The sequence below is a fragment of the Brevibacillus sp. YAE8 genome, assembly GCF_057543335.1.
Window position 1 is genome coordinate 110,882 of record NZ_BAAIYG010000005.1, and the last position, 24,933, is coordinate 135,814.

Annotated in this window: 19 protein-coding genes, 1 pseudogene and 3 riboswitches; of the genes and pseudogenes, 3 read left to right on the forward strand and 17 right to left on the reverse strand. The window is 55.8% G+C overall.

All coding sequences use genetic code 11. The annotated features are described in order from the left end of the window. Positions 1 to 78: 78 nt before the first annotated feature. A riboswitch (SAM riboswitch) is annotated at positions 79 to 188 on the reverse strand. Positions 189 to 331: 143 nt separating this feature from the next. After that, positions 332 to 439, reverse strand: a riboswitch (SAM riboswitch). 465 nt (positions 440 to 904) lie between these two features. Further along, positions 905 to 1,104: riboswitch (cobalamin riboswitch) on the reverse strand. Between the two features lie 104 nt (positions 1,105 to 1,208). From AC27IT_RS10135 to zwf, 4 genes are all read right to left on the reverse strand, one after another. Further along, positions 1,209 to 1,724 (reverse strand): DinB family protein, encoded by a 516-nt coding sequence (locus AC27IT_RS10135; RefSeq protein ID WP_025844967.1) that lies wholly within the window; start codon positions 1,722 to 1,724, stop codon positions 1,209 to 1,211. 210 nt (positions 1,725 to 1,934) lie between these two features. Continuing rightward, positions 1,935 to 2,555: a cyclase family protein gene (locus tag AC27IT_RS10140; protein WP_005829724.1), complete on the reverse strand. Its 621-nt coding sequence runs from the start codon at positions 2,553 to 2,555 to the stop codon at positions 1,935 to 1,937. Further along, positions 2,542 to 3,594 (reverse strand): Gfo/Idh/MocA family protein, encoded by a 1,053-nt coding sequence (locus AC27IT_RS10145; RefSeq protein WP_005829723.1) that lies wholly within the window; start codon positions 3,592 to 3,594, stop codon positions 2,542 to 2,544. The genes AC27IT_RS10140 and AC27IT_RS10145 overlap by 14 nt, the downstream gene beginning before the upstream one ends. A gap of 138 nt (positions 3,595 to 3,732) precedes the next feature. Then, a complete protein-coding gene (gene zwf / locus AC27IT_RS10150) occupies positions 3,733 to 5,232 on the reverse strand; it encodes a glucose-6-phosphate dehydrogenase (RefSeq protein WP_007786311.1) in 1,500 nt (499 codons plus the stop codon). Between the two features lie 369 nt (positions 5,233 to 5,601). Between zwf and AC27IT_RS10155 the strand changes: the two genes are divergently transcribed. Further along, positions 5,602 to 6,804, forward strand: a complete 1,203-nt coding sequence (locus AC27IT_RS10155; protein WP_025844971.1) for a saccharopine dehydrogenase family protein — start codon at positions 5,602 to 5,604, stop codon at positions 6,802 to 6,804. A 78-nt stretch (positions 6,805 to 6,882) separates the two neighbouring features. Here the strand turns inward: AC27IT_RS10155 and kynB are convergent, their stop codons facing one another. The 3 genes from kynB to AC27IT_RS10170 all read right to left on the reverse strand — a co-directional run bounded on the left by kynB (position 6,883) and on the right by AC27IT_RS10170 (position 10,320). Beyond that, positions 6,883 to 7,500 (reverse strand): arylformamidase, encoded by a 618-nt coding sequence (kynB, locus tag AC27IT_RS10160; RefSeq protein WP_005829717.1) that lies wholly within the window; start codon positions 7,498 to 7,500, stop codon positions 6,883 to 6,885. A gap of 139 nt (positions 7,501 to 7,639) precedes the next feature. Beyond that, positions 7,640 to 8,821, reverse strand: coding sequence for an ATP-binding protein (locus AC27IT_RS10165; protein ID WP_005829716.1), 1,182 nt, complete (start codon positions 8,819 to 8,821; stop codon positions 7,640 to 7,642). Positions 8,822 to 9,129: 308 nt separating this feature from the next. Further along, the gene (locus tag AC27IT_RS10170; protein ID WP_035422832.1) at positions 9,130 to 10,320 is read right to left on the reverse strand and encodes a peptidoglycan-binding domain-containing protein; all 1,191 of its coding nucleotides are present in this window, start codon (positions 10,318 to 10,320) and stop codon (positions 9,130 to 9,132) included. Between the two features lie 190 nt (positions 10,321 to 10,510). Here AC27IT_RS10170 and AC27IT_RS10175 point away from each other — a divergent pair, with 190 nt between their 5' ends. Both AC27IT_RS10175 and AC27IT_RS10180 read left to right on the forward strand, forming a co-directional pair. Further along, positions 10,511 to 10,825: an ArsR/SmtB family transcription factor gene (locus AC27IT_RS10175; protein WP_007784302.1), complete on the forward strand. Its 315-nt coding sequence runs from the start codon at positions 10,511 to 10,513 to the stop codon at positions 10,823 to 10,825. Positions 10,826 to 11,251: 426 nt separating this feature from the next. Beyond that, positions 11,252 to 12,337: pseudogene (locus AC27IT_RS10180) on the forward strand (saccharopine dehydrogenase family protein). 271 nt (positions 12,338 to 12,608) lie between these two features. Here AC27IT_RS10180 and pyrE read toward each other — a convergent pair. From pyrE to AC27IT_RS10230, 10 genes are all read right to left on the reverse strand, one after another. Next, positions 12,609 to 13,247, reverse strand: a complete 639-nt coding sequence (gene pyrE / locus AC27IT_RS10185) for an orotate phosphoribosyltransferase (protein WP_487091767.1) — start codon at positions 13,245 to 13,247, stop codon at positions 12,609 to 12,611. After that, positions 13,225 to 14,016: an orotidine-5'-phosphate decarboxylase gene (pyrF, locus tag AC27IT_RS10190; RefSeq protein WP_487091768.1), complete on the reverse strand. Its 792-nt coding sequence runs from the start codon at positions 14,014 to 14,016 to the stop codon at positions 13,225 to 13,227. The genes pyrE and pyrF overlap by 23 nt, the downstream gene beginning before the upstream one ends. A gap of 49 nt (positions 14,017 to 14,065) precedes the next feature. Next, positions 14,066 to 17,281 carry a carbamoyl-phosphate synthase large subunit gene (carB, locus tag AC27IT_RS10195; protein ID WP_025844989.1) on the reverse strand — a complete coding sequence of 1,072 codons (3,216 nt, stop codon included), beginning with the start codon at positions 17,279 to 17,281 and terminating at the stop codon, positions 14,066 to 14,068. Further along, positions 17,265 to 18,362: a carbamoyl phosphate synthase small subunit gene (locus AC27IT_RS10200; RefSeq protein WP_005833371.1), complete on the reverse strand. Its 1,098-nt coding sequence runs from the start codon at positions 18,360 to 18,362 to the stop codon at positions 17,265 to 17,267. Before AC27IT_RS10200 ends, carB begins: the two co-directional genes overlap by 17 nt. A gap of 64 nt (positions 18,363 to 18,426) precedes the next feature. Continuing rightward, entirely contained in the window at positions 18,427 to 19,707 is a 1,281-nt protein-coding gene (locus AC27IT_RS10205; protein WP_025844991.1) for a dihydroorotase, read from the reverse strand. After that, on the reverse strand, positions 19,674 to 20,615 hold the full coding sequence (locus AC27IT_RS10210; RefSeq protein WP_007784290.1) for an aspartate carbamoyltransferase catalytic subunit: 942 nt from the start codon (positions 20,613 to 20,615) through the stop codon (positions 19,674 to 19,676). Before AC27IT_RS10210 ends, AC27IT_RS10205 begins: the two co-directional genes overlap by 34 nt. Before the next feature lie 184 nt (positions 20,616 to 20,799). Further along, positions 20,800 to 22,134 carry a solute carrier family 23 protein gene (locus AC27IT_RS10215; protein WP_005833377.1) on the reverse strand — a complete coding sequence of 445 codons (1,335 nt, stop codon included), beginning with the start codon at positions 22,132 to 22,134 and terminating at the stop codon, positions 20,800 to 20,802. A gap of 181 nt (positions 22,135 to 22,315) precedes the next feature. Then, positions 22,316 to 22,855, reverse strand: a complete 540-nt coding sequence (pyrR, locus tag AC27IT_RS10220; RefSeq protein WP_005833379.1) for a bifunctional pyr operon transcriptional regulator/uracil phosphoribosyltransferase PyrR — start codon at positions 22,853 to 22,855, stop codon at positions 22,316 to 22,318. A gap of 210 nt (positions 22,856 to 23,065) precedes the next feature. After that, positions 23,066 to 24,409 (reverse strand): TolB family protein, encoded by a 1,344-nt coding sequence (locus AC27IT_RS10225; RefSeq protein WP_487091769.1) that lies wholly within the window; start codon positions 24,407 to 24,409, stop codon positions 23,066 to 23,068. A gap of 104 nt (positions 24,410 to 24,513) precedes the next feature. Then, positions 24,514 to 24,915, reverse strand: coding sequence for a VOC family protein (locus tag AC27IT_RS10230; RefSeq protein WP_005833383.1), 402 nt, complete (start codon positions 24,913 to 24,915; stop codon positions 24,514 to 24,516). Positions 24,916 to 24,933: the final 18 nt, after the last annotated feature.

Consider the following 24,933-nt stretch of genomic DNA (forward strand, 5'->3'; position numbering starts at 1 on the left):
CCACCTCATAGCAATATTTTCGTAAAAAGAAAAAACCTTCCCGCTAAGAAGAAGGTTTTGGCATCAACGAAATCCTTCTCCTTATCTCCCAGGACGCTTCCGCCCTGCAGGAATTGGCACCTTGTCACAAGCTGTGTAACGGTTGCCGGGCTTCATCGGGCCAGTCCCTCCGCCTCTCTGGATAAAGAAAACTATGAATTTTTGCTCTTTCTCGTCGAGAAAGCGGCCAAGCGAAAAGCTTATTGGAAAAGAAAGCCTTTGTTGAGCGGAAACATCAAAAAACCTTCTTCGTTAAGAAGAAGGTTCGTCATAACTGCTACGATGTACCCGCTTCTTATCTTTCGGAACGAAAACGCCCCGCAGGAATTGGCACCTTGTCGCTCTACGCAACGGTTGCCGGGCTTCATCGGGCCAGACCCTCCACCTCTCTGGATAAGAACTTTGTTTGCTGTTGAGCCTATTCTAAGAAATTCCAAAGCATTCGTCAACAAAATTCTTTTTCGTTTTTAACCAGGCTAGATGCGGTCAGAAACGGTTCAGATACGGCCAAAAACGGGACAACCGTTCCGAATGTACGGTCGCCTTCACCTGGCAAAAACGCTTTCGACTTCCTCCGTACTGCAGCAAACGCAACGGACCAGCCCTTCCTCGCTTTCCCCCGACAGCTCTCGTTCTTCGACATAACCGCACCATTGACAGATGAAAAGCTGAACCATGCTGCTCCCTCCTTTGAGTTGCTCACGGTCAATCAGCGCCGATTTCCTCTCCCCAAAACAAAAAACGCATTTTCTACTGATCGAAACGAGATCCGATCGTTAGAAAATGCGCAGGCAAGCAATAGACATCCTTGTCCGTTTGCCAGTATGGCGAGTCCTCTAACACCTCCCTATCTCCCGTAGGTCCATCAGTGTTGTTGAAACAGGCAGGTCTCCTGACTTCGGGATCATCGTCTGGCGCTGCCTTCCCTGTCCAGCGGCTGGACAAGTGGCCTGTGTGCGCGAAACTCCCCTCTTACAGTGGCGGGACCGTGTCGGATTTGCACCGAGCTTCCCTATTATCCTTAGCAGCGAATCGCCGCAAGGAACCTGTTCCCCCGTATGCAATTTTGCAAATCGTTACTACCATTCTATTCTACTTTTCCTGAAAATGGTAGAATAAACAAGCGAAAGGGACGAATCAAATCAACGCGGTTCGCTTTTGCATACCGTCTACAGTGAATACCTTTCCCGCAATATGCGACAGTGATGGGCCTCATGCCCGGCAATGACATAGGCCAAAGTGCGTGCGGACAGTTTGTTGCCGTTGGCCGTCCCTGTTCGCGTCCACGCCTCCTCTGCCACTCCCCGCAACAGAGCGCGCGTCGACTGCCGAACAGCCTGATATTCTTCGAGCAAATCGGCCAGGTCGCGTTTCTGAAAAAAAGCTTGCGCAACATACGCATTTTCGTCAAATCCGACGAGCGGTGTCTGATCTCCCCGGGCAATTCGCAGCAAGCGGTAGCTCATAATCCGCTCCGTATCGATCAGATGCCCCAACACTTCTTTTACGGTCCATTTGCCCGGCGCGTAGCGATACTCCGCTTGCGCCTCGGTAAGCCCGGCATACATCTCGACGGTCTGCGCCAGTTGCTTCGCCAGTACGGCTGTCAACTCGCCTTCTGGCACTTGCTCGACATAGTAGGCAAAATACTCCCCGTATTCCTCGCGCTTTGGTCGACTTGGCATGCTTTTCGCCTCCTTTGATTTTGGGAACGGTCATTCCTTTGCTGTCTGGCCTTTTCTTGGAGCATCCGGTTTTCAGATGCTCTGTGGTAACATCACGGCCGTTTTAAAGGGATAGCAAGCCAGACCCTCTGTCGCGCAAAGCAGTTGGGCATACGTATCCGTGCCCGAACCCGTACCCGCAGCTCCCCCCTGCGAACGCTTTATTTACCTTCATCCCTGCCAGCCCTCAAACAACAGCACCCTTGCCGGAGCAGCGTCTGTGCCGACCAGCTTTAACGGGGCAGCAACCATGAAGTATTTTCCTGCGGGCACCTCGCGAAGCCGCAAGCCCTCAATCACGATCACGCCTGCGCCAAACAACGTTTTGTGGGTTGGGTGTCCTTCCTGGCTGCGCTCAATCCCCAATGCATCCGTGCCGACACCGCGCACGCCTTTTTCCGCCAAATACGCTGCGCCGTCTTGTGCCAAATAGACGAACTCGAACGAAAAAGCATCCTCCCACGAATTTTTCGTTTGAAACAGGACAAACTCTCCCGACGCAATGTCGTAACCTTCCAGCTCGGCTCGCCCGATCTTGTCTTCCACATGCGTCAGGTCGAGTACGCGGCAGTTTCCTACCAGCTTTTCCAGCGAAATGCTTTCAAACGTCTCCCCGTCCTTCACCATGTGCAGCGGCGCGTCCACATGTGTGCCAGAATGCACATCCATGTCGATTCTCGACTCGGTCACGTAGCCGTTTGTTGCAGACAAAATCTTCGGCTGCTTTTCCGGCTTGTTTTTGTACACCGTCATCCCTTCAAAAATAGGTGCGGTCACATCAAACATTTTCATCGCGTTTCGCCTCCCTGTTTTGTTCGTTCTTCCCTGTCTCCGGATGCTTGCTTCCGCGCCGCAAATCGGCCGGGAAGACGACGCCGATTTGCCTTCTCGCTTCGTCCATGACTTCCATCGTCAATCGGGAGGCTGCATGTGAATTGGTCGCCGACTCTCTGGCGCCCGCCGAAGCCAGCCGGATAAACTCCCTGATTTCGTAGTGCATCGCCTTCGGCGTCTGGGGCCTGGTCACATCCTCGATCCTGCCGTCTCGGTAGCGAATCTCGATGCGCGTCAGGTGATTGATTTTATCGATCACCATCGTGGCGTCCTCCCCCTGGATTTCCGCTGGCTGATAGGAGGTGGTAATCTTGGAAAAGCTGAGGATGGCGTCCATCTCTTCGTACTTCAAAAGAATGCTGCCTTCTCCGTCTACCCCTGACGCCAGCACAACTCCTTCTGCCTTGACCTGCTCCGGCTTGCCAAACAGAACGATTGCCGGATAGAGACAGTAAATCCCGATATCCATCAAGGCTCCGTTGGAGTAAGCCGGGTCAAAAGCCCGCAGCACCTCGCCCGCGCGATACGCATCGTAGCGGGAGGAATACTGGCAATTGCTGGCGATGAAGCGGCGAATTTTCCCCAGCTTGGGCAAATGGTCCTGAATCGTAAAAAAGTTCGGCACGAGGGTCGATTTGACCGCTTCCATGAGCAGAACATCATGCTTTTTCGCCGCCGCAAGCATCGCCTCTACTTCGTCCGCATTCGAGGCGAGCGGCTTTTCGCACAAGACGTGCAGCCCCAAGCTCATGCACAGGATGGCCTGCTCGGCATGAAAGCAATTGGGGCTGGCAATGTAGACGGCGTCGATTTGTCCGCTCGCCGCCATCTCTGCGGGATTCGTGTAGAAAAAAGGAGCCGCGAACTTGGCCGCAAATTCCTTGGCGCGCTCGAGCGTTCGCGAGCAAACAGCTTGCAGGGAAAAGCCCTCTACCGTATGGCCTGCCTGGATGAACTCTTCTGTAATCCAGTTGGTACCGATTACGCCAAATCGCATGAATCGCTTCCCCCTTGTTTTTGGGCTGATTGGCCGAAAGTCGTGGGATTTGCAGGCAGTTTTTCGCTGGCTGGTCGAAGGGGCCGGGTTGGGCACGTAGCCTTTTCGCTCGTGCGCCCGACACTCCCTCTGCACACACTACCGATGCACTGGCTCCAGCTCACGTTCTTCTACATGATCTAGCCACCAGGAAAATCCTTCTTCCCGAAGCAAATCACGCGCGGCCTCCGGACCGTGTGAACCTGCCTCATACGAGACGAGCGGAACGAGATTGCGTTCGAAGGCGGCAAGGATCGGCTCCACCCATTTCCACGACAGCCGCACTTCGTTCCAGTGGGCGAAGTAAGTGGAATCGCCGCGCAGCGCATCGAACAGCAGTCGTTCGTACGCCTCTGGCACGTCCTGGTGGCCTGCGCTGAAGTCAACCGTGACAGGCTCAATTTTTCCGCTATTGGCCGGATTCTTACTATTCAACTGCAAGGCGATTCCTTCTTCGGGATGGACGTTGATGATGAGCAGGTTGGGCAATGTCTTTTCTTGCTGCTCCCGGTACAGCCGCTCCAAAGGGTTTTTGAATTCGATGACGATGCGGGTCGCTTTTTCCTTCAGCCGCTTTCCTGTGCGAATGTAAAAAGGCACGCCTCTCCAAAACGGGTCGTCGATCCAAACGCGCGCTGCGATATACGTTTCCGTCATGGACGCAGGCGATACCCCCGGCTCGTCCCGGTAGCCAACAACAGGCGTCTCCCCGATTTGCCCGGCACTGTACTGGGCGCGCACGACGTTTTGCGCCACCTCTTCTATTTTCAGCGGCCGCACTGCCTCCATCACCTTGCGCTTTTGTGCCCGAATATCGGTTGCCGTAATCCGCTTGGGGATGTGCATGGCGACCATCATCAGCATTTGCAGCATGTGGTTTTGCACCATGTCGCGGAGTGCTCCGGCCTGCTCGTAAAAGCCTGCCCTTTCTTCCACTCCGACCGTCTCGCTGGCTGTAATCTGCACGTTTGCGATGTGCCGATTGTTCCACAGCGCGGCAAACACAGGGTTGGCGAACTCCAGCGCCTCCAGATTTTGCACCATGGCCTTGCCCAAATAATGATCGATGCGGTAAATTTCTTCTTCGGTAAAAGCTTTCGTCAGCTTCTGATTCAAGTCTTCGGCCGATTGCAGGTCGCGCCCAAACGGCTTTTCGATAATCAGGCGCTTCCAGCCCTGTGGAGAGCCGAGTCCGCTCTCCTGGATGTTGGCCGCAATCACTTCAAAATACTCGGGCGCCACCGACAAATAAAACATCCGGTTTTGCGGGAGGTTGAACTCCTTTTCCCGCTGCTCCACCCGCTCAAGCAACGACGCGTATCCCGCAGCATCCGTCACATCGACTGCCACATACGAGAACGCCGCCAAAAATGGTGCAAGCACCGCCTGGTCGATCTCGTGGCGACGGGAAAACTCCCGGATGGACTGCTCTACACTTTGGATAAACGCCGTATCAGACCATGCTCTCCTGCCCACTCCGACAATGGAAAAGGCAGCAGGCAGCTTTTTATCGACATATAAATTAAACAACGCCGGAAAAATTTTGCGTTTCGCCAAATCTCCTGTAGCACCAAAAAGGACAAAGCTCATCGGTTCCATATGCGTTTCCTTCCTTCCGTACGCTTGCCATGCTGAATGCATCGTAGGTACACACCGTTATTATTAGAGAAAACGGCCACTTTATCAAGCAAAACACCTGCAAAGAATTGTTTTTGATCGCACGCTGTCGCGCATGGGACGTGAGGAACGGTTCATATACATGTACTATCCACCTTGCTATCTTGCATGGCAGGTGAACATCCCAGCACCTAAAAAGGAGGTTTCCCATGATGCTTTGCTTGCGTCCCCGCGAGCCCATTGATGATGTAATGGCGGGAGTGAATCGCCCCTCGTCTGTTTCGTTATTTTTGCAAAAATGGCTGTTCCGAATGCGAAGATAGCAGATTTGTCACCAGGGAGGAGGACTCTATGCGAGTCGCAATCTTAGGAGTAGGCGGAGTCGGACAAGTAAGCGCGTGTGAGCTTATCAAATCCCGGTTTGTAACCAAGCTGGTCCTGGCTGACATCTCCATCGGCCCTGCGGCAGAGCTGGCTCAGGAGCTGCGCCGGGAGACGGATGTCGATATCCAGGTAAAACGCGTGGATGCCCGTGACGTATCCAGCGTACGATCCATTTTGGGCGACATTGACCTTTTATTGCATATTGGCTTGCCAGAAAACAACCTCGCTGTCATGGAGGCTTGTCTGCACACAAGAACGCACTATATTGACACAGCTTCCTGCGGTCCGCAATGGCTGCAAAAGCAGCTTTCCTGGAACGACCGTTTTCGGAAAGCGGGAATTTTGGGGATTATGGGACTTGGCTGCGATCCCGGTTTTTCCAACATCGCTGCGCGTTACGCCGTCGATGCGCTCGATGAAGTGGACGCGATCTTGATTCGGGACGGAGATAATTCTGTCGTCGATTACGACGGCTTTTGCTCGTATTTCAGCCCGCAGACAGCCATTCAGGAATGCCTCGCGAAGCCGAACTACTGGACCGCCTCCAAAGGCGAGCAGTACTTTCCTACCCCTTTTGCCAACAAGGAAGAATTTGAATTTCCAGAGCCGATCGGCTGGCTGGACTGCTACAACGTGGAGCATGAAGAAGCAACCACGCTCGGCGAGACGATTGGGCGAGCAAAAGGCTGCAAATACGTCGACTTCAAGTACGCCCTGCACCCGGAGTTTGTCAATACGTTGAAAGTATTGCGCTATTTGGGGCTGGACAGCGACGAGGAAATTGAAGTAAAAGGGGTGCGCGTCGCCCCGCGCGACGTCGTCGTCACGACCATGCCGAAGCCCGTTGACCTCGCCGGAAAAATTCACGGCTATTCGAGTGTCGGCGCGCTCGTCAAAGGCAGAAAGGATAACAAGCGAAAAGAAGTTTACGTCTACACGATCGCCAATCATGACGAGGTTTTCCAAAAAAACGAGTTTCAGGCAACGATCTGGCAAACCGGCATCCCGCCTGTCGTTGCCGTAGACATGATGGCAGAGGGGCTGCTTACCATGACAGGCTGCATCCCGCCCGAGCTGATCGACCCGATCCCGTTTTTGGAGCGGCTGAAGGCGCGCGGCATGAACTGGGATGTCATCGAGAAAACTTCTCCTCTTTTGCAAATCACGTAGGGCGTAAGTTGAGATAAAGGCACAGAAGAACCGTGCATGCCGCTTCCCGGTATGGACGGTTTTTCGTCTGTCTTCGCTTTAGCGGCGGAGGATGGCGCGGACCGGGCTGCCATCGGCATCGGCCAGGGCGAGCGGCAGGGCAATCAGTTCGTAGTCGCCAGGCTCGATCGCGTCCAGCAAAAGTCCTTCCAAAATATAGATGCCATGCTGGTGCAAGCCGTGATGAGCGGGCAGCTCCTTGCTGGCCAGCGGGTCGACAGAAGGCACATCCACGCCGAGCAGCCGGATGCCTCTCTCGGCCAAATACGGCGGCAAATCAGGGCGAAGGTAGCATATCTCTGCGGGAAACTGCTCGGGGTCGGACCACGACAACGTTTTCAGCAGCAAACGCGTCACGCCTGACAGATCGACTCCCGCCAAATCGTCAGCGCCAATGCTCGCGCGTCCCGACACATCTACGACTCGCGCCGCTCCCACATACAGATCGAGCGGCAATTCAAGCGTCTTTTTGCCCGCATCGTCAAAATGAAAAGGAGCATCTACATGTGTCCCCGTATGGATGCTCATCACGAGCTTTCCTACATTGACAGAGCCGCTCTCTGCCTTCGGCCAGTTTACGGTATAACGATAAGCGGTATCACCTGGCCAGGTCGGCGTAGCTGCCGTTAGCGGGCGAGATATGTCGTACAGCTTCATGTCGATTCCCCCCATTATTTGCTGGATCTGCTCGATTACCCTCAGATTATAGAAAGACAGACGTTGCGTCAATATTCTTTCTATTCCGCAAAAAAGGAGCACCGCCTCACTCGCTTTTCGTGAATGCGGTCCTCCTTGTTTAAATGCGCCGATGCATAGCGAGATATTGTTCCACAGCCGCATAATCGCCGTCTGTGTTGATCGTTGGCAACTGCTCCTTGATTGTCCTGAGCCACTCGATTGTCGTCGGTCGAGTAGCCGCGATCGACTCGCGCAGGTCGCTCATTTGGATCGGTCTTTCGATGCCTTTTGTCCAGACGTCATGCAAAACTTGCTCGGTCGCAAGCTCCACCACGTATTCAATATCCGCTCCCGAATAAAACTCGGTCCATCCCGCCAGTTGCGAGTAATCAAGCGGCTCAGCGGGGCGGCCTTTCAACTTCAGGCGAAAAATATCTTCTCGCGCGGCCCGGTCAGGTGGCCCGACAAAAAGCAGGTGCGCAAAGCCGCTTTCCCGCATCCAAGCGGGGTCGATTTCCCATGGCACATTTGTCGCTCCCAAAATGAGCAGCCTGCTCCCCAGCTCTGCTAGCTGCGAAAGCCACTTTTCAACAGGCTGGGGGCTGCTATAGTTGGAAAAAACGCCCGGCTGGCAATGCGTCCCATCCAGCTCGTCCCAAAAAGCGAGAAGCGTCGATTCTCTTGAAGCAGCAGGCCATAAGAGAGAAGACGCAGCGGAACCAGCCCTGTCCAATACAGCCTCTCCTCTCTGTGTTGCAGGCAATCGCAGAAAGTGAGCGCCGTACTCCCCGGCCGTCGCTTTGGCGAGCAACGACTTGCCGCACCCTGGTGGGCCGTAAAGCAGCACGCCCTTTTGCCGGACAAATTCAGCCTGCCGCTCCAACTGCCCGGTGGGAGCGAAAAGCGTGTCGTGAATCGCCGCTTTGATAGGATGCAAGCCGCCAACCGAGTGATAGCGGATCGTGCTATCGAATCGCTCCGCGTGTTTCGCAGTTTCACGCCCATCGCTCGTCTCCATCCCCTGATTCCGCACAGCGGGCGTCGAACCGTATGTAGAGGGTTGCCAAAACTCGCTCCCTTTTTCCGCTGGAAAAAACGTGGATTCTCGTTGCAGCTTATGCAATTCTGCCGCAATTTTGCCTGTTATCTTCTCGTTTCCATACGTGAGAGCTTTCGTAAAAGCCTGCAATGCTGCCGTGCGATCCCCCTGCTCCGCATGCTCCAACCCCAACAGAAGCCATCCATGGGCATTTTCCTCGTCCTCGCTCAGCATGCTTTTTATGATCTCTATTTTCGCCATGTACTTCATCCTCTGCCATCATTTACTTCGTTTTTATGTATGTGCAGCTTGCGTTGGCATGACTTTCATGCTAGGTAAAAAGCCTTTCATCCTATCCAAAAAAAGGAGCGTAGACGTCTTTATTATAATGCAAACGTCCTGCAATCAGAATATGGAAAGTCGGAAATGAGCAGAGGCCGAAAGAAACGGACGGCTGTTTCTTTGGAACTGTTTTTCGAAAGATTTGGGTCGCTGGAATTGGCGGAAAGCAAAAAAAAACGCTTCGTCTCTGCGAGAGAAACGAAGCGTTTTTGGTTGACAAGTCAGGCTTAGTCCTTTCCGGTTCCTTCATTGTCCCCGGCATCTTTGCCGTTGTCTTTGCCAGTTCCATTACCGGAGCCGTTTCCGTTACCGCCTCCATTGCCATTTCCTTTGCCGCCTTCTCCAGTGCCGCCACCGTTGCCGTTACCTTTGCCACCTTCTCCGGTGCCGCCGCCGTTGCCATTTCCTTTGCCACCTTCTCCGGTGCCGCCGCCGTTGCCATTTCCTTTGCCGCCTTCTCCGGTGCCGCCGCCGTTGCCGGTTCCTTTGCCGCCTTCCTCTTCTTCAGCTTCACCGCCGATGCCTTTGCCGCGGCCTTCTCCTTCGCCAGTTTCGCCGCCAATGCCTTTACCGCGGCCTTCGCCCTCACCAGCTCCGCCGCCGTAGCCTTTGCCGCGACCTTCTCCTTCGCCGACTCCGCCACCTTGGCCTGCTCCGCCGCCTTCACCAGCACCACCGCCGAAACCGCCACCTTGGCCTGCTCCGCCACCTTGGCCCGCTCCGCCACCTTGGCCCGCTCCGCCGCCTTGGCCCGCTCCGCCACCTTGGCCCGCTCCGCCACCTTGGCCCGCTCCGCCGCCTTGGCCTGCTCCGCCGCCTTGGCCCGCTCCGCCACCTTGACCTGCTCCGCCACCTTGACCTGCTCCGCCACCGATGCCTTTGCCGCCGCCTTGACCTGCTCCGCCACCGATGCCTTTGCCGCCGCCTTGACCTGCTCCGCCACCGATGCCTTTGCCGCCGCCTTGACCTGCTCCGCCACCGATGCCTTTGCCGCCGCCTTGGCCTGCTCCGCCACCGATGCCTTTGCCGCCGCCTTGGCCTGCTCCGCCACCGATGCCTTTGCCGCCGCTTCCGCGATGCGGATTTGAGACTACGCGGTCATAGGCGTAAACCATCCGTTGCATGGTGCGCTTGTCCACAGAACCTGTTGCGGGCAAGCCGTGCTTTTTCTGAAAATGCTTGACACCACTCACCGTGACATCGTCGTAGTATCCATTGATTTGACCCGAATAGCTACCTAATGATTTCAACATCCCTTGGATCACATAGACGTCTGGTCCTTGGGCCCCTTTTCCTACTGCCAGCCCCGTGTTCGGGATGAAAAAGAGCAGCGCCAGCGCCAAAACGCATAAACTGAATACTTTTCTGATTTTCCCCTTTGTTTCTCGGGAGGCTGTACTCCCATACCATTGCTTCATGACCAAAGCACCTTCCTTCAATTTTTTGTACCCCCCTTACTATTACCTGTTTTTCTTTACAATTACATCTATCCCATGAGAGGGACAGAGCGATTTTCCTTTGAAAAATCAGCTTTTTTTCGTGTTGCAAAAAAAAGGAAGAAGCTTTATACTACGTTCAAATGATTAAGTTTATTAACGGAGTGTGGCTATGAGTCATCCAACCTGTAACGAAAAGGCCATTCAAATTTTCATGCAATTGAGCCCTTATTTCCAAGGGCTAGGAGATCCGGTTCGCCAGCAAATTGTCGCTCTGCTGATTGACAAGGAGAGTTTGAACGTCTCTCAAATCGCCGAGCATATCCCCATGTCCAGACCGACAGTTTCCCATCATTTGAAAATTTTGCGGCAGGCTGGATTGCTTCAGGCTAAGAAGAAAGGGACAGAGATTTACTACCGTCTGGAAATTGCGGAGGCGATCAGCCTGTTTAAGCAGCTCGTCCAATTTGTGGAGGAAGAATGTTAGCAGAGCGATTGGGTGAGACAGGCGTTTGATTTTTGCGGCTGGTCGTGATTCGTTGAAATCTACAACCCGTGGAGGAACCAGGAGAAATAAGCGAGGTCTTTTGGACTCGGACCGAGCCTGCGGGAAAAAAACGCGCTTTCAAGCTTCCACCTTGAACGACTCCCCAGAATCCCCGGCTTTGGATGCGGTTTTCTCTTTCCCCACAGGCGGGCAGTCTCCACTTCCTTGTTGGAGGCACAAGCACCTTGAACGTTTTCTCCCGGTTCCTCCCTCCACTGCGGCACCGATCCAAGCGCCTTTCACAGCGACTATAGCGACCATACGGGTAGCCATCGAAACAAACACCCAGGGACAAAGCGTCCCTTTTCTTAACTCCTTTATGTTAATAAACTTAAATAAATGAACATTTCATCCAAGGAGATTATCATGCGTGAGACAACGGAGAAAAAAGTATTGATTGTAGGCGGATTCGGGACTGTCGGCAGCCAAATCGCCAAAATTTTGCACGGCCAAAACCAGGAGCTACTGTTGCTGCTGGGCGGCAGAAATCCGGGAAAACCGCTTCCTTTTGCTTCCCCGCGACTGCATCCGCTGCTCGTGGACACGACAGCGCAAGATCCGCTTGCCCACGCCCCCGAAGATTTGGCGTTGATAGTCAACGCGGTCAACGATCCGGACGACGCCCTGTTGCTTGCTGCCGTCTCGCGCCGCATTCCGCTTGTGGACATTACGCGCTGGACCGAGCGATTCACGCGCGCAATCGACCGGCTGGTCAGCAGCGAGCTTCAATCTCCGGTTGTTCCGCCTCTGGCTGGATGGGGGGCACGCCAGCTCTGTTCGGCAAACTGCATTCCGCTGACCTGCAAGAGGTGACGATCGACATTTTTGCGCTGTACGCTACCAAGGATAAGGCCGGGTCGGATTCTGCTGCTTACATGGACCGTTTGACCATTCCGTTCAATATCTACACGAAAGGCGCGGCGAGAACGGTCGTGCCCATGTCGGAGCCGCTTGCCGTTACGTTCCCGAACGGCTTTCGCACGAACTGCTATCGGCTGGACACTCCCGATCACCTGACGCTCGTGCAGACGCCGCCTGTCACCTCCGCCAGCTTCCGCATCGCTTTCGATCAGAAATGGTCGACGGCGGCGCTAGTTTCGCTCGTGCGCAGCGGCTTATGGAAGCTGCTTGGGCAAAAGGTGCGGCAAAGCATCCTGTACAATCCGGGCCAGGGCGCGGCTCACGAAGTCGTCGTGCAAATCGAGGGACGCGATCAGCGCGGCGTTCGCATACGTCGCCAGGTAGAGATCAGCGATCCAAATGGCCAGACCCATCTGACGGCGACAGGCGCGGCCATCCAGGCCCAGCGCATACTGGCGGGCGAGGGGCAAAGCCGCTACACCCGGCATCTTTTTTCCGGAAAACTTGGCCGCATCGCAAGCCGATGAGCCGTGGATCACTGCTTATTACGAAGCGGAAGGGGTGCAAATCCGGTTGAAACGTTTGAGCTGATCCGCACTCACAATCCGCTTGCCGAAAAAAGCAAGCAGCGGCGGACTTTCAAGACCAGAGGCCAGCGAGCAAAGCACGAATACCTGTCAGCCAATGCAAAGACGCTTCTCTCTCCATTCCTGATGCCGGGACGCGCTTTTCTTTTCCCTTTTTCATCCACAACACAAGAAAAACCACACGCCACAACAGTGCGAAAAAAAGCAGGAAAAAAAGAGTGGAGCAGTTTTCTCAACTGTCTCCACTTTTCACAAACTTTTGGCCCATAAGCGTATTATTCAAAAAACGTCCGCGGGGATTTGCGCCATTCGCCCAGCACGGTTTCCTGCTCGGCTGTAATCACGCCTTGCTCTTTCGCTGCCTCAAGCAGTGCGGTGTAATGGGAAATCGTCGTGCAAGGAATGCCTGCCTCGGCAAACAAAGCTTCGGCATCGGGGAACTGGTAGCTGAAAATCGCCACTACGCCAAGCACTTCGCCGCCTTCTGCCTGAACCGCCTGTGCTGCTTTCAGGGAGCTGCCGCCTGTGGAAATCAAGTCTTCGATGACCACTACTTTTTGCCCTGTGGACAGCGCACCCTCGATCTGGTTTTGTCTGCCGTGGCCTTTGGCCTTGTCGCGCACGTAAATCATCGGCAGGTCGAGCAGCTCAGCGACCCAGGCCGCGTGCGGAATGCCCGCCGTAGCAGTGCCCGCCACCACCTGCGCGTCCGGATAGCGCTCCTTGATAAGCGCGGCAAACGCTGCCGCAATCGCCCGACGCACATGCGGGTAGGACATGGTAATGCGGTTGTCGCAATAAATCGGGGATTGGATCCCGGAAGTCCAGGTAAAGGGCTGTTCCGGGCGCAGGTGAACCGCTCCGATTGCCAAAAGGTGCGCTGCTATCTGTTTAGCCGTTGTGTTCGTCGTCATTTCTCTCCATCCCTTCCCGCGTGAATGCTTGTTGCGAACGGTCTGCCTCGATCGCGGCCACGATGCGTTGCCAGACGCCTGCCGGATCGCTTGCCCCGGTGATGGCGCGTCCGATCACGAGATAGTCGCTGCCCAGGCGGAAAGCCTGTTCCGGAGTCGTAATCCGCGTCTGGTCGCCCTGGTCTGTCCCCAGCGGGCGAATGCCAGGTGTCACGGTGACAAACGAGTCGCCCGCCGCCTTTTTAATCATCGGCACTTCCAGCGGCGAAGCGACAACCCCGTCCAGTCCTGCCTGCTTGGTCATCATCGCGTAGTGTACCACTACGTCTTCCACCGAACCTGGAATCGCCAGCTCGTGGTTCATCGTTTGCACGCCTGTAGAGGTCAGCATCGTCACTCCGATCAGGAGAGGACGACGAGCGCCAGCCGCTGTCCCCTGCTCCAGTCCTTCCCTCGCCGCTGCCATCATCGTCACGCCGCCAGCCGCATGGACGTTGACCATGTCCGCTCCGAGACGGGCAAGGCTTTTCATCGCGCCTTTGGCTGTGTTCGGGATGTCGTGCACCTTCAAGTCGACGAACACCTTCAACCCTTTTTCTTTCAGGTACGTAACGATGGCAGGTCCTTCGGCATAGGCCAGCTCCATCCCCACTTTTACGTAGCGGATATGCCCTTGCAATGGCTCCAGGCATTTTTTCACTTCATCCATCGTGGAAAAGTCGAGCGCAACAATCATACGCTCCCGCACATCTGTCAGTTGTTGTTGCACACTGCTCTCCCCTTTTTCTCCCTGCCGCCATGGCTTGGGTCCGTTTCGTTTATACAGTCACCGCTGCGACTTTGGCACCTGCGCGTTGGGCAGGCATCGCTTCTGTCGAGAAGGTGATCGTTTCCAGTACGTGCAGCAGGGCCGCAGCCGTATCCAGCGACGTCAGGCAAACCGCGCCGTTCTCCACTGCTTCGCGGCGAATGCGGAAGCCGTCGCGCTGTGGCGTTTTGCCTTTTGTCAGCGTGTTGAGCACGATGTTGGCCTCGCCTGTATGGATCACGTCGAGCAAATTCGGCGTACCCTCGGACAGTTTGTTAACACGCGTCACAGGCAGGCCCGCCTGTTCCAGATAATCCGCTGTGCCCGCTGTCGCCATCAGCTTGAAGCCGAGGTGACGGAAGCGTTTCACGATTGCGAGCGCCTCTTCCTTGTCTTTGTCGGCGACCGTTACGAGCAAGGTGCCTTGCGTCGGGATGTTCATGCCTGCGGCGACCAAGCCTTTGTACAGCGCTTTGGCCAGGGTGCTTTCGCGTCCCATTACTTCCCCGGTGGACTTCATTTCCGGTCCGAGCGTAATATCCACACGGCGCAGCTTCGCAAAGGAGAACACCGGAACTTTTACCGATACGACAGACTCTTCCGGATGGTAGCCAGGCGTGAAGCCTTGGTCGACAATCGAGTGACCGAGAATCGCTTTGGTCGCGATGTTCGCCATCGGGATGCCTGTCACTTTGGACAGGAATGGCACTGTACGGGACGAGCGCGGGTTAACCTCGATCACATACGGACGATCTTTGTAGATGACAAACTGGATGTTGAGCAGCCCTTTGATTTGCAGCGCCCGCGCCAGCTTCGTCGTCATCTCGATCAGCTCGTCTTTGATCGCCTGGGACAGCGATTGCGGCGGATAGACCGCGATGGAGTCGCCGGAGTGCACCCCTGCGCGCTCGATGTGCTCCATGATGCCCGGGATCAGGACGTTTTCCCCGTCGCAGATCGCATCGACTTCGGCCTCTACCCCGACCATGTAGCGGTCGACCAGTACCGGATGATCCGGGTTGACCTTCACTGCTTTTTCCATGTACTCCAAAAGCTCAGACTGATTGTAGACGATCTCCATTGCGCGTCCGCCGAGCACGTAGGATGGGCGAACGAGTACCGGGAAGCCGAGCGCTTCCGCTGCTACCACTGCTTGCTCCACGGAGGTTACGGTCTTGCCTGGCGGTTGTGCGATGTCGAGGCTGCGCAGGAGCGCTTCGAACTTCTCGCGGTTTTCCGCTGCGTCGATGTTTTCCAGGCTCGTTCCGAGAATGTTGATACCGCGTTCCGCCAGCTTGTCAGCCAGGTTGATGGCGGTTTGGCCGCCGAACTGGACGATTACGCCTTCCGGTTTTTCCACATCGAGAATGTTCATCACGTCTTCGATGTACAGCGGCTCGAAGTACAGCCGGTCCGAAGTGTTGAAGTCTGTCGATACCGTTTCTGGGTTGTTGTTGATAATGACGGCTTCGTAGCCTGCTTCGCGCAAAGCCCAGACAGCGTGCACGGTCGCATAGTCAAATTCGATCCCTTGGCCGATGCGGATCGGGCCGGAGCCGAGCACGACCACGCGCTTTTTGCCTGTTTCGATGCGCTCGTCCTCTACTTCGTAGCTGGAGTAGTAGTACGGCGTTTGCGCCTCAAATTCGGCTGCGCACGTATCGACCATTTTGTACACAGGGACATAGCCTTTTTCCTTGCGCAGCGCGCGGACTGCTTCTTCCGTTTCGCCGCACAGTTCGGCGATTTTGCGGTCTGTGAAGCCCATCCGTTTTGCTTCGAACAGCTTCTCAGCCGTCAGACCTTTTGCCAGCTCCTGTTCAAAAGCAACCATTTTATGGAACTTGTGCAGGAAGAACAGGTCGATCTTCGTCAGGCTGTGCAGCTCCTCGATGGTCCAGCCGCGGCGCAGCGCCTCTGCCACGAGGAACAGTCGCTCGTCATCCGCATGCACCAGACGGGTCTTCAGTTCCTCTTCGCTGATGTCCTCTGCTCCTTTGATCTCGATGTGGTACGTGCCGATCTCCAGGGAACGGATCGCTTTCATGATCGATTCTTCAAACGTGCGTCCGATCGCCATGACTTCGCCTGTCGCTTTCATTTGCGTACCGAGCTTGCGGTTGGCAGACTGGAACTTGTCAAACGGCCAGCGCGGAATTTTGCTCACGATGTAGTCGAGCGTCGGCTCGAAGCAGGCGTACGTTTGCCCAGTTACCGGGTTTTTCAGCTCATCCAGTGTGTAGCCGATCGCGATTTTCGCCGCCATTTTCGCGATCGGGTAACCTGTCGCCTTGGAAGCGAGCGCAGAAGAACGGCTCACGCGCGGGTTTACCTCGATGACGTAATATTGGAAGCTATGCGGGTCGAGCGCGTACTGCACGTTGCAGCCGCCTTCGATGCCGAGTGCGCGGATGATGTTCAAGGCAGACGAGCGCAGCATTTGATACTCGCGGTCGGCAAGCGTCTGGCTCGGCGCGACGACGATGGAGTCACCCGTGTGCACGCCGACCGGGTCGATGTTTTCCATGTTGCAGACGACGATGCAGTTGTCGTTGGCATCGCGCATGACTTCGTACTCGATTTCCTTCATGCCAGCAATGCTTCGCTCGATCAGGCATTGCGTAATCGGCGAGTATTTCAGGCCGCTCGCGACAATTTCGCGGAGGCTTTCTTCGTCTTCACAAATGCCGCCGCCCGTTCCGCCCAAGGTGTAGGCTGGCCGCACGATGATCGGGTAGCCGATCTCGTTGGCAAAATCAACGGCTTCCTCTACCGTGCTGACGATGACCGATTCCGGCACAGGCTCGCCCAACTCCTTCATGAGGGCGCGGAACAGCTCGCGGTCTTCCGCTTGCTTGATCGATTCCAGCTTCGTGCCGAGCAGCTTCACGTTTTCCTGCTCCAAAATGCCCGCTTCGGCAAGCGCGACAGCCATGTTCAAGCCCGTTTGGCCGCCGAGCGTAGGCAAAAGTCCGTCCGGCTTTTCCTGGCGGATGACGCGTGCTACAAATTCAGGCGTGATCGGCTCGATGTACACTTTGTCCGCCATGTTTGTATCGGTCATGATCGTCGCCGGGTTGGAGTTAATCAGGACAACCTCCATCCCCTCTTCTTTCAGCGCTTCGCAAGCCTGTGTGCCCGCGTAGTCAAACTCGGCAGCCTGCCCGATGACGATAGGACCAGACCCGATCACGAGGATTTTTTTCAGGTTAGCGTGTTTTGGCATAGTTTTTTTCCTCCTTAGCGGTTTCCAGCATCGCAAGAAACTGGTCGAACAGGTAGCCGGAGTCGTATGGGCCTGGAGCCGCTTCCGGGTGGTACTGGACGGAGAAGGCGTTCTTCGCTCTGTTACGCAGCCCTTCGACTGTTCCGTCATTGAGGGCGATATGCGTAATTTCCAGCTCGGTTCCTGCGAGCGAATCTTCTTTTACGGCGTAGCTGTGGTTCTGGGATGTAATGTATGTGCGCCCGGTCGGCAGCTCTTTTACCGGATGGTTGCCGCCGCGGTGTCCGAATTTCATTTTCATCGTGTCGGCGCCAGAGGCGAGTGCGAACAACTGATGGCCGAGGCAGATGCCGAACAGCGGGTATTCCCCAAGGATGCCGCGAATCATTTCGATCGCTTGCGGCACGTCTTTCGGGTCGCCAGGGCCGTTGGACAACAGGATGCCGTCTGGCTGGATGCGGCGAATTTCTTCCGCCGTCACGTTGTACGGCACGACCACCACATCACAGTTGCGCTTGGTCAGCTCGCGCAAGATGCCGTGTTTGGAGCCGAAGTCTACCAGCACGACGCGATGGCCTGTACCTGGGCAACTGAAGACGCTTTTCGTAGAGACGCGCGATACTTGGTCGGTCATCAAGGCAGTGTTGTTCAGGGCTGCGAGCAGTTCGGCCAGCGGGGCTTCGCTCGTCGTAATCATGCCCTTCATCGTGCCGTGGTAGCGGATTTTTCGCGTCAGCATCCGCGTGTCAACGCCTGCAATCCCCGGGATGTCGTATGTTTTCAGCAGCTCATCCAGCGTATTCGTATTCCGCCAGTTGCTCGGCATATCGCAATGCTCGCGGACGACGAAGCCGTGAATGTACGGACGAACAGCTTCGAAGTCGTCGCGGTTGATCCCGTAGTTGCCGATCAGCGGGTACGTCATGGTCACGATCTGTCCGCAGTAGGACGGGTCAGACAAAACCTCCTGATAGCCCGTCAGTCCTGTGTTGAACACCACTTCCCCGTAGGATTCCTTCGTCGCTCCGAACGCCGTTCCGATAAATTCCGTTCCGTCTTCCAAAATCAATCTTGCACGCATCTATGCTCCTCCTTCATTTTCGTGGTAAAGCCGCCTTCTCCGTGGGGCACTGGCGTGTGTGGCTCTACGCCTCTTGATGTACGATCTTGCCGTCTACCAGCGTGAGGATCGGCCATCCTTTGCACGCCCATCCGGCAAACGGTGTATTGGTCCCTTTGCTCGCAAAGGTGGTCGGATCAATCGTTTTTTCTGTCGCAAGGTCGATGACGGTCACGTCTGCTACCGCTCCGACTTCCAGGCGTCCGTACGGCAGCCCGAAAGCTTTCGCTGGCTGCACCGTCAGCAGCTCGACCAGTCTTTGCAAAGTCAGCTCGCCTGTTTGCACGAGGTGCGTATAGAGCAGCGGGAAGGCTGTCTCCAGACCGACGATGCCGAATGGCGCGCGGGCCATGCCGTTCGCTTTTTCTTCCTGGGTGTGTGGCGCATGGTCTGTGGCGATCATGTCGATCGTGCCGTCTTTGAGTCCGGCGATCAGCGCCGCGCGATCCTCGCGGGAGCGAAGCGGCGGGTTCATTTTCCAGTTGGTGTCGAGGCTGTCCGGGATGTCCTCGTCGCACAAAAGCAGGTGGTGCGGCGTCACTTCGCACGTCACGTTGACGCCGGCGCGTTTTCCGTCGCGCACCAGGCGCACGGATTCTTTGGCACTGATGTGGCACACGTGGTAGTGCACACCTGTCTGCTCCGCCAGCAAAATGTCGCGTCCGACGTGGATGGACTCCGACTCGGAAGGAATGCCAGGCAGTCCGTGGCGCGCTGCGACCACGCCGTCGTGCAGGGCGGCTCCCGGGATCAGCAGATCATCGTCTTCGCAGTGAGCCACGATGGACAGCCCCAGCTCGGCTGCTTTTTTCATCGCTTTTTTCATCATCGCGGTCGACTGCACGCCGACACCGTCATCGGTCAGGGCAAAAATTCCCGCTTCTTTCAAGGCTGCGAAGTCCGTCAGCTCTTTGCCCAGTTGGCGCACGGTGATCGCGCCGTACGGAATCACGCGAGCCAGTCCTGCTTCGCGCGCTTTGTCCAAGATGTACGTCACCGTGTCCACGCTGTCGATGGACGGGCGCGTGTTCGGCATGCAGGAAATCGTGGTAAAGCCGCCGCGCACCGCCGCTTTTGCTCCTGTCTCAATCGTTTCTTTATGCTCGAAGCCTGGCTCGCGCAAGTGGACGTGGACGTCGATCAGTCCCGCGCTAATCATTCCGCCTTTGCAATCTACCCATTCATGGCCGTCGCGGGAGAGCTTTTCGCCCATCGCCGCGATCCGTCCATCTTCTACCAATATTTCTACCGGAGTGAGTTCCCCCGCCTGATTTAGTACGTTGCCGTTGCCAAGGATGATTCCCATTTTGTTTCGCTCCCTTTCAGCAGAGTTTCCAGCACAGCCATTCTAGCTGCGACTCCGTTGGTTACTTGTTTTTGAATCAAGGATGTTTCGCATTCTACCAGATCGGTGTGAATCTCAACTCCGCGATTGACCGGGGCCGGATGCATGATGACCGCGCCTGGCTTCATCATTTTGGCCCGCTCAAGCGTGAGGCCGAACGCCTTGTGATACTCTTCCTTGGAGATGTAGAGCGATTCGGTGTGGCGCTCCAGTTGCACGCGGAGCATCATGACGACGTCCGCTGTCTGAACCGCTTCCTCCATGCCGACGACTTTGACGCCTTGCGGAATTTGCGCTGGCATCATCGTCGGCGGGCCTGCGAGCAGCAGATTGATCCCGAGCTTCGGCATGGCGTGCAGGTGCGATCCCAGTACGCGGCTATGGCGCAAGTCCCCGATAATCGCTACCGTCAAGCCCTCCAGCATCCCAAACTGCTGCTTCATGGTCAGCAGGTCGAGCAGGCATTGGGTCGGATGCTCGTTTGTCCCGTCGCCCGCATTGACCAGCTTCAGGTCGACGCTTTGGGCGAGCTCTTGCAGCAGTCCTTCTTTTTTCGTGCGGATCACGGCTGCTTCCACGCCCATCGCTTCCAACGTGCGGATCGTGTCGTACACCGTCTCGCCTTTTACGGTTGAGGAGGTTTCCGGAATGAAGTTCAACACATGTGCGCCGAGTCTTTTTTGTGCCACCTCGAACGAAAAGCGGGTTCTGGTGCTGGCTTCAAAAAACAGATTCGCCACGAAGCGGCCGTGCAGAATGTCTGCCTGCTCGCCCGGTCTCTCGGCCCAGTAATGCGCGCGGTCCAGGAGCTGGACGATCTGTTGTTTGGACAAGTCTTTCAAGCCAATCAGGTGCGCTAGGTTGTTCATCGAAATCCCTCCGGTTACTCTGTTTTTTCCTGTTTTATCGAAAGAAAAAAGCTTCTTGGCTCACGTTGCCTGTCGCAAGGCAAGCGAGACAAGAAGCCGATCCGGCGCCATTTCTGGGCAGCCAAAACGACGTTCTATGCCTTGCCAGCCTCTCGGGACTGGATTTAAAGGAATGAGGAACGTTTTAGGCAATTTGTTTTTCGTCTTCGCGGGACGCTTCCCCCATCGCCGACTCTTTGCCCGGCAGGATGAGGTGCAGGAAGATTCCCAGGAAGGTGGAGAAAGCGATATTGTCAATGGTCAGGTCGCTTAGCAACCCGACACCGGCAAAGCTGATTTTGTATCCGCCAATTCCCGTTACCAGGATGGCAGCCGCGACGATCATGTTGCGCTTGTTGGCAAAATCCACTTTGTTTTCTACGTACATCCGCAAGCCTTGCGCTGCGATAATCCCGAACAGGATGATCGAGACGCCGCCAAGCACCGGAGTCGGAATCGTCATCAAGAGAGCGCTGATCTTGCCGTTGAAGGCGAACAGGATGGCGAATACCGCAGCCAGGCCGATGACCACTCTGCTGTAAACGCGGGTGATCGCCAGAACCCCGATGTTTTCGCCGTATGTCGTCGCAGGCGGTCCGCCGATGAAAGCCGCCAGGGAAGTGGCGATCCCGTCCCCGAGCAGGCTGCGGTGCAGACCCGGATTTTTCATCAGGTCGCGATCCATGACCTTGCTTGTAACCAAGAGGTGGCCCAGATGCTCGGCCAGGGTTACGAACGCGACTGGCGCGATGACGAGCGCCGCGATCCAGGCAGAACCGTCACTGATGACACTCATCACTTCGCCCACCTTGAGCGGCGGAGCGGCAAACACTTTTGCTTGCACAACCTTTTGAAAATCAATCAGTTCAGGGTGACGAACGAGCGAGTACGCATAACCGACGATAATTCCGATCAGAATGGGGATCAGGCCAAGGAAACCGCGCAGCATCACCGCTGCCAGGATGGTCACCAGCATGGTCACCAGCGAAATTTCAATCGAAGTCAGCGACATTTGCGACTGGCCGTCTACCGTCACCTTCGTCGCCATGTCTACCGCTACGCCAGCCAGGCTCAGCCCGATGACGACGATGACCGAAGCGATGACGACCGGAGGCAGCACTTTGTCCAGCCATTTGACGCCTGCCTTTTGCACGATGCCTGCGACGATGATGTACACGATCCCTGACAGGAAGCAGCCGAGCAAGGCCGTTCCGACTCCGTGCGACGCCGTCACTGCGATAATCGGACCGATGAAGGCGAAGGACGAGCCGAGGTAGTTCGGAATTTTCCCTTTGGTGATCCAGAGGAACAAGAGCGTCCCGATCCCGCTTGTCAAAAGGGCGGTAGCGACATCCAGCCCGGTCAGGATCGGCACCAGAACGGTTGATCCGAACATCGCGAACAAGTGCTGAATGGACAGTGGCAGCAGTTTGGAAATATGTGGTGTTTCATCGACGTCGACATAGTTTTTTTGGCTCATGACTTTATCTTCCCCCTGTGTTTCTTTATTCTTCCCTCTCGTCGCTGTTGTTTTCGCTCTTTCGGCAAACAAAAAGCCTCTTTGTGCGGACACAAAGAGGCCAGCTTCACCATATGCGCATGGGAAGATTCCTGCCTCTTGTCGACCTCACGGGATCGCTTATTAAAGAGGATTCATTCAATTAGATGAGCTGACGGATGGACACGATATCCATCACGTCTACCTCCGACAGTTGCACATCGACGATTTCTGTGCGTGCCGTCGGCAAATTTTTTCCAACGAAGTCCGGGCGAATCGGCAGCTCGCGATGACCGCGGTCAACGAGTACCGCCAGTTGAATCATCCGCGGACGCCCGCTGTCGATCAACGCATCCAAAGCGGCGCGTACCGTCCGTCCGGTATAGAGGACGTCATCCACGAGAATGACGGTCTTTCCGGTGATCTGCTCCGGAAGCTGCGAACCTTGCAGCACCGCATCCTCCGACTTGTGCTGGAGATCATCGCGGTAAAACGTAATGTCCAGCTCTCCGACCGGTACTTTGACGTTTTCGATCATCTCGATTCTTTCGACCAGGCGCTTCGCGAGGTAAATCCCTCTGGTCTTGATGCCAACGATGATACAATCCTCGACACCCTTGTTTCGCTCGATAATTTCGTGAGCGATACGAGTAAGCGCGCGGCGGATGGCCGCTTCATCCATGATGACACTTTTGTTAATCATCTCGATCCCTCCTCGACGGGAACAGTGGCTTTACGAAAAAAGGCTCCTTGTCAGGAGACAAGAAGCCGTCGGACAAAGAGGCCAGCTCGCGCTATGCCTGCTTGTCATTCCGTGCCCTTGCCAGCCTCACTGGACTGGATTTAAAGGTTCCATTCGTCAATTAGGATTATGTCACGAAACAAGCCCGGTGTCAACGCAATGGAAAGAAATCTAACTATTCCAATAGACAGCGATCCATTCCGGCAAGTAGTTGGCGTAGTAGCCAATATCGCCTGTAATGCCTTTGACCAGCTCGCTTTCTTTTCCGTCTGCCTGATAGAATAGCGAACCGTGCTCGGCCCGATCGAGTCGCAGGAACAAAAGCTTGCTGCCGTCCGGTGACGGGGACGGATAATAATCAGCCGTTTGCTCCGCGCCTTTTGTCCAAGGCTGTTCCGCACCGTTCGCGTCCCTCGCCCAGATGCGCTGGCCGGGAACCATCACCTTTTTCGGATCAAACGCATAGTTTGTCGCTTTTCCTCTGGAAAAAAACAGCGTGTACGGCGGCTTTGCCGTCCAGACCGGATACGTATCCACGCTGTCAGCCGGGCTCGCCGAGACGACTTTGCCGTCGCGATTTGCCAGCTTCAGATGTTTGTTTTGCGTCGCCATCCGGTCCGTCCCGTCGATGAAGGCGAGCTGCTGGCTGTTCGCCGTCCAAGAGAGCCACTGCGGGTAAGCCAGACCTGTGCCCAGCTCGATCGGCTTTTTCGCTGGCTGCTTCAGGTTGAACAACTGGATTGGCACGCCGTCCGCAGACAGCGAAGCGGCGTTGTATCGCACGTAGTAGGCGACGAGCTGGCCGTCGGGCGATACGTTCATCCCTGTGGCTGCCAGGGCGTAAATGCCTTCTTCGGCATTGGGCGGTTCCGCGAGCGGATAAGTAGCCAATGGCTGTCCGGCCAGATTTTGCAGGACGAACGTCATCGGACGGTTTTTCCCCGCCTCTGTGGAAGTCAAAATCGCTTCTCCGTCCGGCATCCAGGTGAAGTCGAAGAAAGCGGCAGGCGTCGCAGCTCCTGCGGCCACTTCTCCGTTGTCGCGGACTTCCTTGAGCACGAGCACGCCTCGAGGCTGCTCGCTGCTGCCTGCATTGACGATATAAGCCACCTGGTTTCTTTTCGGCGACCATTTCGGCACTCCCGTGACGGGCCTGTCGTCGAGCTGAACCGCTCCGCTGCCATCCGCGCGAACGAGCCACAAGTAGCCGGGGGCGGAATAACGGTCGGCTCCTTTGTATTTCACGAACAAAAGCCATTGGCCATCACCGGACCAGCCGACGATTTCCGCCAGTCCGTCTTTCGTAATCGGCTTTGGCGCTCCATTTTTGTCCTGTAGGTCCAGCAAGTACAACTGTTGGTTGCTCGTAAAAGCGATCTGCGCCGGAACGGTCACTTCCTTGTTGCTTCTGACCGGGAGCTGCCCCTGTTCGGCTGCCATGGACTGTCCACCCGCAAGCGCCAGCATGCCGAGCATCGCCGCCACAGAGACCGCTTTGCGCCATATTCGGTTCATGAGTATCCCCTCCTCGCCAAACTCGATTGAAAAAACGCCAGAAAAAAACGGCTGCCCTCTTCTAGCGTTTTCGAATCCCAAAGCCTTTATGCCTTTATGTACGATCACAAGCTCGCAGGTGCAAGCAGCAAAAAGCGATTGCCGTACAAATCCTCAAAAATCGCTTCCATGCCGTAGACGACTTCGACAGGCTCGCTGACAAACTTCACGCCGCGCTGACGCATCGTTTCATACGTCTGCCAAAAATCGTCCGTCTCCCACACCCACATCGGGTTTTTGCCGACGGCCGCGAGCATCTCCCGTGCGATCTCCTCCCGGTGCCAGTGGGTCGGATCATGCAGCACGATTTCCAGCTCCTGGCCGGGAAGGCCGACCGTCAGCCAGCGCGAGCCGTCGTCCATGCGCGTGTCCATCCGTTTTTCAAAGCCGAGCTTTTCCGTGTAAAATTGCAGAGCTTCCTCGCAATCGCGAACGTACAGCGTCACATGCGCCAGTCTTTTCAGCACTTGCCTTCCTCCCGTCTT